Genomic DNA, 13871 nt, shown 5'->3' on the forward strand with positions numbered 1-13871 from the left:
TTTAAAATGTTAATGTTAACATATAATATCGTTTACATAACATTTGCATCTCTAAAATTATTTTTATTGGTGTATTTTTTATGCATACATTTTTAAAATCAGTACATAGAATGGCTGGCAAATTTATATTTTAAGGAGTTACCATGAAATTTCATCAAGAAAATAACGCCGATTATGGACTTGCTGCTATAAAAACAGTAAGACGTGCAGGCGACGGAATATCAAAAGTGCCAGTAGCTATCAGCTTAAAAGCATAATTTTTTGCGAAATTTATTATTTTATAAAAACATTTTCAAAAACTAAATACAAAAAATTAAATATTAAGGAGATAGCAATGATAATTAGTATTTTAAAAGGATTATATTACGCATATTTTGTTGGATATACAGCTTTTTTAGGTCGCGACCTTGTAAAAAACAAAGAAGATATAAAGAGAACTTCAAAATCTGATAAAATTAAGCAATCATTTATAGGATTTTTAGCAAACTTTGGAGATACAATTGGTATAGGTTCTTTTGGAAATATTGTTGCCCTTTTTGGAGCAATGAGAGTTAAAGTCCATGATAGACTTATACCTGGAACTTTAAATGCTTCTTGCTCACTACCAACTCTTTTGGAAGCAATTTTATTTACATCAGCTATACCAGTTGATCCACTTACTCTAGTTTTAATGATAGCATCAGCAACTATTGGTTCATATATTGGAGCGGGCATTATAGCAAAAATGGATGAGAAAAAAGTTCAATTTGTAATGGGGGTTGCTCTATTCCTTGCAGCAAGTGCTATGCTTATCACTCACCCATATTTAGGATTATTTGATATGGAAAATACTGCAATTGGCCTATCTGGATTCAAATTAATAGTTGCAGTAATTGGTAACTTTATTCTAGGCATTCTAATGTGTGCAGGAGTTGGTCTATACGCACCATGCATGGCAATGGTTTCTTTACTAGGTATGAATATCAAATCAGCATTCCCAATCATGATGGGTTCTTGTGCAATACTTATGCCAACAGCTGGTATGAAGTTTATTAAAGAAGAAGCTTATGACAGATCATCAGGACTATTTATAAATCTATTTGGTCTTCTCGGAGTAATCGCTGCTTATCTTGGAGTAAAAAATGCAAATATCGATGCTCTAAAAATCATAATCATATTTGTAATCTACTACACAGCTATTAATATGATTAGAAAAAGTAAAAGCAAAAAAGAAGAAGATTCATTTATAATGGATCCAGAAATTACTCAAGAAGTAATGGAAGCAAACTAAATATTCTTCATAAAGGCGGGTAAAACCCGTCTTTTTTTGTGTTAAAAGACCTAAACAAAAAATTGACAATATTATAATAAAAAGTTTAGTAAATCTAGGGCTAAACTGGATTTTTCCAGTAAGTACACTTAGCCAAATTTTTTAAAAACTGAATCGATACATGAAAATAAGCCATAGAGCTAGTACACTATTTTCTTTGTGAGAACGTTTTTTATTTAATAAGTTTTATTGGAGGAAAAATGGACTATGTAGGGATAGACATCGGGTCTACTGCTGCAAAAATAACTCTTATAAAAAATGAGGACATAACCCATTTTGTAATGCCAACTGGTTGGTCCAGCAAGGAAACTGCGGGGCTGATCAAAGATAGATTAGAAAATGATTATAATATATATCCAGAAAGTGAAGATTGCCGTATTGTTGCTACAGGATACGGTCGTATTTCTGTTGCCTATGCTGATTTTGAAATTACAGAAATCACCTGCCATGCTAGGGGAGGACGCGAGCTTTCGGGAGCAAAAACTACAACAATTATAGATGTGGGCGGCCAAGATACAAAGGTAATTAGCCTTGAAAATGGATTTGTGGCTGACTTTTTGATGAATGATAAGTGCTCAGCAGGAACTGGGAGATTTATCGAAATTATGGCAGATAAATTAAATCTGACCTTAGAAGAACTTTTTGATATTGCAAAAAATGGTGATCCCATAGAAATAAGCGCCATGTGCACAGTTTTTGCAGAATCTGAGGTCATAAATTATATAGGTGAGGGCAGAAATAAAGAAGATATAGCAGCAGGAGTCATTGATTCTGTTGCCAAAAAAGTAAGCCAGCTAGCAGGACGAGCAAAAATAAAAAATGAGGTAATCCTTACAGGTGGCCTTTCAAATGTCCCATATTTTGCAAAAGTTTTAAGTGAAAAATTAAATACACCGGTACATACTACAGAAAATGGCAAATTTGCCGGATCTTACGGTGCAGCCTTACTTGCAAAGGAGAAGAAAAAAAGATGACAGATATTGTAAAAGATTTACCAGAAGTTTTTGAAGAATTTGCAGACCAGAGAAAAAACGCATTTTTAGAAGTAAAAGAGCTAAAAGATAAGGGGATTCCATTAGTGGGAGCCTACTGTACATATTTTCCCGAAGAAGTGGCTTGGGCAGCGGGAGCAAGTACAGTTGGACTTTGCTCAACAAGTGATGAAACTATTCCAGAAGCAGAAAAAGACTTGCCAGCCAATCTTTGCCCGCTTATTAAATCATCATATGGCTTTGCAAAAACAGACAAATGCCCATTTTTTTATTTTTCAGACATAGTTGTGGGCGAGACAACTTGTGATGGCAAAAAGAAAATGTATGAGTTGATGAATGATATCAAGCCAATGTATATCATGCACTTGCCACAAACACAAAACGAAAAAGCTCTCCGCTATTGGAAAGACGAAATAATAGACTTTAGAGCGTATTTGGAAGATAAGCTTGCTACAAAAATAACTGATGATGAGCTTATAAAATGGTCAAAGGTGGGTAATGATATAAGAGATGCTCAAAAAAATTTGGCAGATACTATGGAACTAGACCCAGCGCCTATGTCTGGCCTTGACTTTTTCCATGTTACCTATGGATCACAATTTAAGATGGATAAAACTATTGTAGCTGATGAGATAAATGCCATTGCAAAAAAAATCCGTGATGAATATGATCCAGAAAAATTAGAGAAAAAACCTAGAATTATCATCACAGGATGTCCAATGGGTGGAGCTACAGAAAAAGTTATAAAAGCTATTGAAGATAATGGTGCAGTTGTAGTAAGTTTTGAAAACTGTTCTGGTGAGAAAAACTTTGATAACAATATTGATCTAGAAACTGGCGATATAAATGAGGCCATTGCTCGTAGATATTTAGATATTGGTTGCTCAGTCATGACACCAGATACAAATCGCTATGATTTGCTTGGCAGACTTATTGATAAATACAATGCTGATGGAGTTATAGAAATGGATCTCGTTGCCTGCCATCCATATATAGTTGAGCGTGAAAAAATAAAAAGATTTGTTACAGAAGAAAAAGGCATCCCATATATGTTTGTAGAAACTGACTTCTCACAAGCTGACATAGGCCAGTTAAACACAAGAATGGCTGCCTTTATAGAAATGTTATAAAAGGAAGAGTATGAGTAAAATAGAAGTTTGCGGCGGCTGCAATGCCAAAATCGCTGCAGGAAATCTGGATTCTTTATTAAAAGATATCAATCCATATAGACGTGATGATGTTCTTGTAGGTTTTGATGGCAAAGATGATGCTGCTGTTATAGATATTGACGGGAAAACTGCAATAATCCAAACATTGGACTTTTTCCCAGCTATGGTAGAAGATCCATATCTTTTTGGGCAAATTGCTGCGGCCAATTCCCTAAGTGATATTTATGCCATGGGTGGAGAGGTAGTAAGTGCTTTAAACATTGCCATGTTCCCATTAGAAGAAGATTTTGATATTTTAAGAGAAATCCTCCGTGGGGGCAATGACAAGGTAAGTGAAGCAGAGGCTTCCCTAGTAGGTGGCCACTCTATCCACGATAACCTAACCAAATATGGTTTATCAGTAACTGGGAAAGTTGCTATTGATAAAATTTGGCAAAATAATACTCCGCAAGATAAGGATGTAATCTTACTTACAAAAAAACTTGGTACAGGGCTAATTACAGGTTCCTACAACCAAGGCATGGTGAGTGATGAGGACTTTAAAACCTGCACTGACCAAATGAAACTTTTAAATAAATATGCAAGAGATATTTTTGTAAACTACGACATACACGCAGCAACTGATGTTACAGGATTTGGTCTCTTAGGCCACTTATCAGAAATGGCGGGAGATGATTTTTCTATCATAGTCGATAGCAAAAAAGTTCCAGTTCTTGAGCCTGCCCTTGACTTAGCAAATGAATTTTTATTCACAACTGGTGGGCAAAATAATAGAAATTATCTAAAAAATGTTGTTGAATTTTACAAGGATGATTTTGCTATGAGCGAAGTATTATTTGACCCACAAACCAGTGGTGGACTACTAGTAGCAGTTGATAGAGATACTGCTGATCAAATCATAGAAGAGTTTAAAAAGCAAAATATGGATATATATGAAATAGGGGAAGTAAAAGCAAAAAGATCTTACCCTATCATTGTAAAATAAAAAGGAGATTAAAATGATACAAATAGACGTACTAGGCAAAGCATGCCCAATCCCAGTTATTGAAACAAAAAAAGCCCTAAGAGAAAACCCAGACGAAAAAACTTTCGAAATCTTAGTAGATAACGAAGTAGCTACAGAAAACTTAGCGAAAATGGCTCATGAGCTAAAAATTGACTACACGGTAGGAAAGCTAGCAGATAGAAAATACGAGGTAAGCCTAGAAAAAACAGAAGCATCAAGAGAGCATAGTGTTATAGAAGACTACTCTGTAAACCAAGCTACAAGTGATAACTATATAGTAATAGTAAACTCTGACAAAATAGGAGATGGAGATGAAGAATTCTCTAAACAACTTTTAGAAGGCTTTATCTACTCAGTTACTGAACAAGACCACTTACCAGTAGAAATTATCTTCTTTAACAGGGGAGTGTTCCTTACAACAGAAAATGAAAAAACAATCGAAGATTTAAAAAATCTTGAAAACCGTGGAGTTAGAGTATATTCTTGCGGACTTTGCCTAGACCACTATGGCAAAAAAGATGAGCTCGCAGTTGGTGAAATCACCAATATGTACAAAATCGTAGAAGCAATGAGATCAAATCATGCCATCTACCCTTGCTAAGGAAATAGAGCATATCCTATTTTCATTTGAAAACACATCATCAGCCATGGCCGCTCTTGAAAACACAGAGCATTTGGCTGGTGCAAGACTAATCCCACTTCCCACCGAAATCGGTGCTGGATGTGGGTTTTGCTTGCGTGTGGATAAAAGTGAATTTGAAAATGCTTTGAATATCCTAGAAAAATCAGATTATGATAAAGTGTACACCCTCTACCATGAGGGCAAAAAGAGAGTAATAGAAGAATATGTATTTTGATAACTCCGCCACAACCCTACATAAACCAGCGGCACTAAAGGAAAAGTATATAGAACTTTTAGAAAGCGAATCCTACGGCAATCCATCAAGATCAGGCCATACCCTTTCACAAAATTCTATGATGGGGATATATAAGACCAAAATGGACTTGGCAAAAATATTTCATATAGCAGATCCAAATGATATAGCCCTTACAGAAAATGCTAGTTTCGGTCTAAATATGATCATAAAATCTTTAATAAAAGAAAATGACCATGTAATAACCACTACAACCGAGCATAACTCTGTCCTAAGACCCCTTTACCAATCAGGGGCAGAATTATCATTTTTAGATTTTGATGAAAACTACGAAGTAGATTTTGACAAAATTTCAGAACTTATCAAAGAAAATACAAGATTTATAGTGACAAACCACGCTTCAAACCTACTAGCAAATCTCAATGACTTGGATAAAATCCATGAATTAGCAGAAAAATATAATTTAGTAATGATAATCGACATGGCACAAACAGCAGGATGTGTGGATGTAGATTTGTCAAAATATACAAATAGCATTTTTGTTTTTACAGGCCATAAGTCCCTTTACGGCCCATCAGGAACTGGTGGGATAATAAAGGTGGGAGATTTTGATTTTTCAAATGTTTTTGCAGGTGGATCAGGGGTAAATTCTTTTGATAAGTGCCACCCAAAAGATTTTCCAGCTATTTTTGAAGTTGGGACAAGCAATTTTCTTTCCCAAATAGCCATGGATGCTAGCCTTAAATTTCTTTTAGGAACTGGCATAGAAAATATAAATGAAAAAATAAAAAAATTGACCAAAAGATTTTACGAGGGCATTGAAAATATAGAGAGCATTAAGATTTATTCTAAAAAACCAGAGAGAGATTTTACAGGAATTGTCTCCTTTAATCTATCCGATATGGATAGCTCAGAATTTTCCCTAATTTTGGATGAAAAATATGATATGCAAACCAGACCCGGAGCCCACTGCGCTCCACTAATTCACAAACACTTTGGTACAGAAAACCAAGGTATAGTTAGATTTTCTTTTTCATATTTCAATACAGAAGAGGAAATAGATGCTACAATCAAAGCAGTAAAAGAAATAGCTGAAGAATACAACAACAATTAAGCCTAGATAAACTAGGCTTTTTTTATTGCTAATTTCCAATTGTAGAAATCTTGTCAAGAAAACTGAACGTGTTATAATATTATTAGATAAAAGGTTTTCTTACATACAAAATTATATGATTAAAATAAATTAGGAGGCAAAAATGGGATTTGGTCCTAGTACAAAAATGACAACCATGCACCATTATAGGTGTCCAATAGTAAATGTAGTTTCATCCTATGATGGCTTAGAATTTGTAGGAGTGCTTGTAAAAGGAGTGTCTGACAAGCAAGCAGATAAGGATAGAACATCTGTAGAAACAGGCAAAATGGCAAAAGAATTGGGTCTTGATGCAGCAATTGTAGCCCTAGATGGCTGGGGCAACCACCACATTGATTTTACAAATGTAATAGGCGAACTAGAAAAAAATGGAGTTGCCACAGCGGGTCTTTCATTTATTGGCCAACAAGCAACATTTGTAGCTACAAATGAATATGTAGACCTAGTGCTTGACTACAACAAAACAGAATCAGGATTTGAAACACAAATACTGGGTGAAAATTCCCTAGCAGAAATAGATGCCATGAAAGCTATGGTAGAACTTAGCAAAAAAATGGCCAAACGCGGCAAAAAATGGGATAAGAGTAAAGACCCAAATGAGAAAAAAGAAGGAAAACTTACAAAATCTTACATAAATATAGACCAAGTAAAATTTGGCGATGAAAATAAAATTGACGGCCACACTCTTATAATCGACGAAAACATTGCAAAAAATGCCTTAGATGGCCAAGAAAGAATAGTTGATATGAGTGTAAAAATCATAAAACCAGGAGATTACGATAAAGAAGCCAACACAAACCTAGATGTGATGCCAATTGCCGGCAAAAAATCAGGAAAACTTGGAGAGGGCCAAACAGTAGAGCTAAAAGGCGTAGTAGCAATGATAACAGGGGTAGAAGAAGTCTACGACCTTCAACCTGCAAATATGGGCTCTTGTGACGGTACATTAAAAGAAAAAATAAGCTTTGACAGGGCAGGCACACCTTCAGTAGATGACTATATTTTCCATATAGATTTCACCTTCAAAGAAGGCGAAGGCAGGACAGCGGATGGTATTATTAAAGCCCATGAGATAGCTGATGAAATTATTGGAAAAATAAGAGATGTATTAAAATCATACGAGGGCAAATATGATGAAACAAAAGACTTTTACAATATCAAAAGACCAGGAAAATACAAAATAGGTATTGTAAAAATAGTTTCAGGTGTGGGCTGTATGTATGATACATTTGTAAAGCCAGATGAACCAGCAGGCATTATCGGGGGAGAAAATATGAGGCTAAGGAAAAATAGTCCGGTATTTTTGACACCTAATGAAGCAAGAGATGGGGCTATTCATTCACTTTACTAAAGTGAAACGAAATTTTTATTATTAGATAAATTTATATCTTAAGATAATATTATTATATATTTTTATACTTCGTCTAGGGGGATAGGGACGAGGGGTTGCGGAGACCCCTACGTCCCTTTCCCCCTGGACCCCATAAACCCTTTTTATCCCCTCCGCCACTGCGTGGGGCAATGATTAGTAGAAGTTCGCTCCGCGAATTCTTTTTTAAAAATTAGAAGCATTTGCTTTATGCAAATGCTTTTTTGCGTATTAATTCACTTAAGGCCAAAGTCTAGATATTAAGCGAAGCTTAACATTAACAAGTTGCGTAAGTAACATACTGCAATTTTAAAATAGACATCGCGTAGCGATTCTTTCCTTAAAATTACGCACCCCGCGTAGGGGTCGTTAGGGTGAGTTTGCATGGGGGTCTGGGGGGTGCTTTGGAGGGCGAATCGAAACGCCCTTAAAGCCAACCCCCGGAGAACGAAGAAATATTTAAGATACTAAGAAAAAGTCAATTACCAAAAAAGAAAAAAAGATTTTGCAAACTTTTCTAAAAAGTCCCCCATTACTTTGTTACAAATTTAGTAAAATATTGTATAATAACCATATATGGAGGCAGTATGGAAAATTTGTACAAAAAATTACCTCAAATGAATGAGATTTTAAATAGATATGATGAAAATCCTGTGATTGTAAAGGACATTGCAAATAAGGTTTTGGATGATTACCGTGCGAAGATTGCGGCAAAGGAAGACTTTGAAACGGCTGATATCTATGCGGATATTGATAGCAAAATCAATTCTTTTAGCCCATATTCACTTTACAATGTGATAAATGCAACGGGGGTTATCCTACATACCAACCTAGGTCGTGCAGTTTTGTCTGAAAAATCCCTTGAACGTATCGAAAAAATTGGCGCGTCTTATTCAAACTTGGAATATGATGTTGAAAATGGAGTGCGTGGATCACGCTATACCCACCTTGTTGATATTGTCAAAAAACTAACTGGTGCTGAAGATGCACTTATTGTAAATAACAATGCTGCAGCAGTTTTCTTAGTTTTAAATACCTTTTGCCAGGGCAAGAACGCCCTTATCTCTCGTGGAGAATTGGTTGAAATTGGTGGGTCTTTCCGTATTTCAGAAATTATGAAAAAATCTGGGGCAAATGTTGTGGAAGTTGGTGCGACAAATAGAACTCATCTTTATGATTATGAAAATGAAATTGATGATGAAAACCTATCAGCTATTGTAAAAGTCCACAAATCCAACTTCCAAATGGTAGGCTACAACGAATCTGTAGATACCAAAGATTTAAAAGAACTAATAGGCGACCGTGACATCCTTCTTTATGAAGACCTAGGAAGTGGATCTTTAATCGACCTTACTCCTTATGGCTATTCCTACGAAAAAACTGTTGGAGATTGCCTAAGCGATGGCATTGACCTTGTAAGTTTTTCGTGTGACAAATTAATCGGCGGATCTCAGGCAGGAATCATAGTCGGTAAAAAAGATTACATTGCAAAAATGAAGAAAAACCAACTTCTAAGGGCCTTTAGGGTGGACAAACTAACCCTAGCATCTGTTGAGGCTACCCTTATCGAGTATTTGGATTTTGAGACTATGAAAACAGAAAATCCAACTATCAGAATGATTACTGAGGATGCTGAAACTGTCAAAAAAAGATGTCAAAAACTCTTAAGAAAAATCCAAAAAATAGATGGCATAAATGCAGAAATAGTAGAAAGTGAAGGCAAAATCGGTGGTGGGTCATATCCGCTAGATGTCAAAAAAACCTATTCTGTAAAGATTACCGACACAGACATCCACAGGCTAGAAAGCCATTTAAGACTATCAGAAGACCATATTATTTCAACAGTCCATGACGGAGCTCTTTACCTAGATGCTCTTACAATTTTTGATAGGCAAATCGATGACATTTATCAGACAGTAAAGGATTATTATGAAAAATAACTATATAATCGGAACAGCAGGCCACATTGACCACGGCAAAACCACCCTAATTAGGGCCTTGACTGGTAATGAAACTGACAATTTAAAAGAAGAAAAAGAACGCGGCATATCCATAAACCTAGGCTTTACTGCCCTTGACCTTTCCAATGGAGAAAAGGCAGGCATAATTGACGTGCCAGGCCACGAAAACTTTGTAAAAAATATGATGGCAGGTGTTGTTGGCATCGATATAATTTTGCTAGTAATTGCAGCAGATGATGGAGTAATGCCACAAACAATCGAACACGCTCAAATTCTCCACTATATGGGTGTGGACAATGCAATAATTGTAATAACAAAGAAAAATATGGTGGCTCCTGAAATGGTCGATTTGGTCAAAGCTGACATAGAAATGTCTTTTGCAGATACCATTTTGGAAGATGCCCCAATCATAGCTGTAGACTCTGTTGCTGGAGAAAATATTGACCAGCTAAAAGTCCTAATTGAGGAAAAAATCCTAGATACCCAAAAGCAAGAAGACAGCAAATCGATGAGGATGAATATCGATAGGTCCTTTACCCTACAAGGCATTGGTACAATTATTACCGGTACATTAACTGAGGGCGAAATTCACAAAGACGGCGAATATATGCTCTATCCATCTGGCAAAAAGGTAAAGGTAAGATCAATAGAAAACCACGACATTCCTATAGAAATTGCCCACAAGGGCCAAAGGATTGCCCTAAATCTGGCCAATATTTCATCAAACGAAATCGAACGTGGCGACATCATTGCCCAAAATGATTCGCTGATTAGGGTGAAAAATGTTCAAACAAAGCTTTCCCTATCAAAATTTGATGACATAGAAATCGAGCATTGGACTAGGGTAAGATTTTTCCATGGAACAAAAGAAGTATTGGCCAGGGCTGTACCCCTTGATAAAAAGGAAATCAAATCAAATGAGTCTGCCCTTTGCGAATTCCGTTTGGAAGAAAAAATCTATGTCAAAAGAGGGGATAAATTTGTAATCAGGTCCTACTCACCAGTTAAAACCATAGGTGGGGGAGAAATAATCGATACAAATGATCAAAATCACACAGTAAATTCAAAAGACTATGTAGATTATTTAAAAAATAAAGAAGAATTTAGCGAAATCGATGAGATAAGTGATTTTCTAGATGAGTTCAAATCAGCAGATGAAATTTATACCCACATGGGTATTGAAAAATCAGCCCTTGATCAAGATTTAAAGCAAATGGCAGCCAATAATGATATTCAAATCATAGGAGAATCCTATATAGCAAGTCCAAATCTAGAAAAAATTGCAAGTGATATAAGCGAATTGGTTAAAGATTACCATAAAAATAACCCCTTGGATGAGGGAATTTCCAAGGAAGAGCTAAGGCAAAAACTTGACCTAAAGCTAGAGACCAAGGACTTTGAAGCCATGCTGAAAAACAAAATCCTAACCAAGCACATAATGCTACAAAAAGGATTTGTAAAAGACAAAAATTTTGCCATAAGCCTTGCCAACGATCAAAAAAGAATAGATGAACTAATGGGTCAAATCAAGGCAAATGAGCCAAAACTATCCAAAGAAAGCGAAATTTTCGACAAAAAAGACAAGGATTTATTGGCTTTTCTACTAAAAAATGATTTGGTAAAAATCGATGAATTTGTAATAAGAAACGAATATTATACAAAATTAGTGGATATGGTAAAAGATTATTTCAAAGATAATGATAAGCTAGAAGCCAAGGAATTTAGAGACTTATCAGGCCTAAGTCGTAATCAAGCCATAGTGATATTAGAATACTTAGATAGGAAAAATATTACAAAAAGAGTGGAAGATTATAGAATATTGGTTTAGTGGCGAGAGCGTGTAGGAATCGAACCTACCCAAGAAGTACACTTCTCACAACGGTTTTGAAGACCGCAGAGCACACCAGCCACTCATCCGCTCCCATAGCAACTTATATTATACCATACGTTGCTAAAAAAACAACAAAATATATCACTTGCAGTAAAAGAATAAAAATACTTAGACAAAAAGCTCACCAGAAGGCAAAAACAAATACCCGCCCAAGGTGGGCTATTTTTTTGCCCAAAATCGGGAAAAATTGACAGAAATTTCTATATATACATAGGAGGTGAAAATATGACAAAAATCTTAATCTATAAAGAAGAAAAAGATGATGATAAGACAGATCAAAAAGATAACAAAGACTCTGAATAAATAAGAAAGGAGAAGGCTAAATAAGAAAAATTTGGTAAAAATGTTTTGAAAAATTTTTTGGTAATAAAATTATGTTATAACTTTTCTAAAACACCAGCTGTCACCCAGAGCGCAGGCAAGAGAGTTAGGAAAGAGACCACCACAAGACAGTAAAAAAGATTTCTCCGCTCCAAATCCTAACGGATTTTCCGGTCGAAACGACAAATCAGGAGGATAATCATTCCCCTAGCCCATGTCATCTCGACTAAGCGCAGCGCACGGAGAGATCCAGCGAAGCGCAAATACAAAAAAAGGTTGCAAAAGCAACCACTATTGTCTCCTCAAATGGACATCGCGAAGCGATTCCTACCTTAAAAAACGCATCCCGCGTAGGGACAGTTTAGGGGTGAAGTTTGCGGGGTGGCTTGAAACAAGCCCGTCCGGCTAATGGAGGACCCTCCATGGAATGGTCTTGCAAAGCAAGATACTTTGGAGGGGGTATCGGAACCCCCTTAAAGTGGCCCTCCAAAGTCCGAAGCATAAAAGTAAATATAATCATCACCCATATGACCAAAATAAATTTAAAACTAAAAAAATTTCTCCACTCAAAAAATTAAAATTTTCTACGGTCGAAATGACAACCACGGGATAACCATTTCCCCAGCCCATGTCATCTCGACCGTAGCGAAGCGAAGTGGAGAGATCCAGCGTTAGCGCAAATTGAGTCTGCCCTCAGTTAGCCACTAGCACCCTGCTAGGCAAAAATCGAATAAATTTAACGAAGCAAGAAATAAACTAAATTACCAAATAAAGAAAATATAACAAACAAATTTACCATCTTAATCAAAAATCATGGATTAAAAAGGAATAATATAAATCCTTTCCCAATCTTTTTTCCGTATTTTTTAAACAAAAAACGCCACACCACTATGGACATTACAAAATTAATCGGCGATTTGGGCTTTCCTATTGTGCTTAGCCTAATATTAATCTACAAACTCGACTTCAAACTAGACGAGATACTCAAAGAAATACGTGAACTTAAAAATCAAAATTAAAGGAGAATTATGCACTCGATTGAGAAAATGCTCTCATATGCAAAAAGCAAACACAGGAGGGTCGGCTATTCTATGGCCTATCCCAAAAGGCTTGGTCCGGCCTATCTTGATTGCTCATCTTTTGTATATTTTGCACTTATAGCTGGGGGCTTTTTGCCCCAGGCTACTATCATTGGCAACACAGAAACATTATATAAACTCAAAGGCACAGTTCTTGAAGAAATTTATTCTTACGAACAAATAAGGCCGGGCGATATTTTCATCCGCGGCATAGAAGGCAGGTCATCCGGGGCTAACGGCCATACGGGGATATTTCTTAAAAAAGGAGAGATTATCCATTGCAATGCCGTAAATGGCACAGTTAGTATCAATGGCGAGAGAAATTTCCTAAGGTATTTCCTAGACTGCAAAAGAAGCAATCGCGAAAGATACTTTAGGCCAATTGTAAAAAACTCTGAAAAACCCACCCACAAAAGTGGTACGGCCACTGTCCACGCCTCAACATATGTAAGAACTGCACCAAGCACCCAAGCAAATATAGTTGCGACCTATCATAGAGGGCAAAAGATAAACTATGACAAAATAGTTATAGCAAACGGCTACCATTGGCTTTCCTATATTGGAAGCACTAGCGGCAGTCGCAGATACGTAGCCTACAAAAATAGCAAAGGCAAACAATGGATGGATGTTTAGTCCATCCTTTTTTTATACATAAAAACATAATCCCAATTTTCCTAAGCGCAAAATATATAGCCACTAGCTAAAATAAAATGGGTATTATAGAATATAGTTATAATACATATCTA

At 36.1% G+C, this 13871-nt stretch carries 12 protein-coding genes and 1 tRNA gene; 12 read left to right on the plus strand and 1 reads right to left on the minus strand.

Annotated elements, in window-relative coordinates; all coding sequences use genetic code 11:
- Positions 1-334: 334 nt before the first annotated feature.
- The 10 genes from ACKRLN_RS08340 (at position 335) to selB (ending at position 11662) form a co-directional block, all read left to right on the plus strand.
- The gene (locus ACKRLN_RS08340) at positions 335-1270 is read left to right on the plus strand and encodes a sulfite exporter TauE/SafE family protein (RefSeq protein WP_203127085.1); all 936 of its coding nucleotides are present in this window, start codon (positions 335-337) and stop codon (positions 1268-1270) included.
- A 239-nt stretch (positions 1271-1509) separates the two neighbouring features.
- Entirely contained in the window at positions 1510-2283 is a 774-nt protein-coding gene (locus tag ACKRLN_RS08345) for an acyl-CoA dehydratase activase (RefSeq protein ID WP_203127084.1), read from the plus strand.
- Positions 2280-3431 (plus strand): double-cubane-cluster-containing anaerobic reductase, encoded by a 1152-nt coding sequence (locus tag ACKRLN_RS08350; protein ID WP_416334841.1) that lies wholly within the window; start codon positions 2280-2282, stop codon positions 3429-3431. Before ACKRLN_RS08345 ends, ACKRLN_RS08350 begins: the two co-directional genes overlap by 4 nt.
- 10 nt (positions 3432-3441) lie before the next feature.
- Entirely contained in the window at positions 3442-4455 is a 1014-nt protein-coding gene (selD, locus tag ACKRLN_RS08355) for a selenide, water dikinase SelD (protein ID WP_295882956.1), read from the plus strand.
- A 13-nt stretch (positions 4456-4468) separates the two neighbouring features.
- Positions 4469-5077, plus strand: coding sequence for a sulfurtransferase-like selenium metabolism protein YedF (gene yedF, locus ACKRLN_RS08360; RefSeq protein WP_416334842.1), 609 nt, complete (start codon positions 4469-4471; stop codon positions 5075-5077).
- Positions 5058-5333 (plus strand): DUF3343 domain-containing protein, encoded by a 276-nt coding sequence (locus tag ACKRLN_RS08365; RefSeq protein ID WP_416334843.1) that lies wholly within the window; start codon positions 5058-5060, stop codon positions 5331-5333. The genes yedF and ACKRLN_RS08365 overlap by 20 nt, the downstream gene beginning before the upstream one ends.
- Positions 5323-6465: an aminotransferase class V-fold PLP-dependent enzyme gene (locus ACKRLN_RS08370; RefSeq protein ID WP_416334844.1), complete on the plus strand. Its 1143-nt coding sequence runs from the start codon at positions 5323-5325 to the stop codon at positions 6463-6465. Before ACKRLN_RS08365 ends, ACKRLN_RS08370 begins: the two co-directional genes overlap by 11 nt.
- A 142-nt stretch (positions 6466-6607) precedes the next feature.
- Positions 6608-7855 carry a glycine/sarcosine/betaine reductase component B subunit gene (locus ACKRLN_RS08375; RefSeq protein WP_416334845.1) on the plus strand — a complete coding sequence of 416 codons (1248 nt, stop codon included), beginning with the start codon at positions 6608-6610 and terminating at the stop codon, positions 7853-7855.
- A 605-nt stretch (positions 7856-8460) separates the two neighbouring features.
- Positions 8461-9813 (plus strand): L-seryl-tRNA(Sec) selenium transferase, encoded by a 1353-nt coding sequence (selA, locus tag ACKRLN_RS08380; RefSeq protein ID WP_416334846.1) that lies wholly within the window; start codon positions 8461-8463, stop codon positions 9811-9813.
- A complete protein-coding gene (selB, locus tag ACKRLN_RS08385; protein ID WP_416334847.1) occupies positions 9803-11662 on the plus strand; it encodes a selenocysteine-specific translation elongation factor in 1860 nt (619 codons plus the stop codon). Before selA ends, selB begins: the two co-directional genes overlap by 11 nt.
- On the opposite strand, the gene ACKRLN_RS08390 is transcribed toward selB, so the two are convergent.
- A tRNA-Sec gene (locus tag ACKRLN_RS08390) sits at positions 11663-11757 on the minus strand.
- Positions 11758-12936: 1179 nt separating this feature from the next.
- On the opposite strand from ACKRLN_RS08390, the gene ACKRLN_RS08395 reads away from it, so the two are divergent.
- Together ACKRLN_RS08395 and ACKRLN_RS08400 are read left to right on the plus strand one after the other, a co-directional pair.
- Complete coding sequence (locus ACKRLN_RS08395; RefSeq protein WP_203127075.1) at positions 12937-13065, plus strand: YvrJ family protein; 129 nt, start codon at positions 12937-12939, stop codon at positions 13063-13065.
- Positions 13066-13092: 27 nt separating this feature from the next.
- A complete protein-coding gene (locus ACKRLN_RS08400) occupies positions 13093-13758 on the plus strand; it encodes a peptidoglycan amidohydrolase family protein (RefSeq protein WP_416335394.1) in 666 nt (221 codons plus the stop codon).
- The last annotated feature ends 113 nt before the right edge of the window (positions 13759-13871 follow it).

Origin of the sequence: Anaerococcus sp. AH8042_DFU013_CI05 (assembly GCF_047936775.1) — a bacterium.
Lineage (GTDB): Bacteria > Bacillota > Clostridia > Tissierellales > Peptoniphilaceae > Anaerococcus.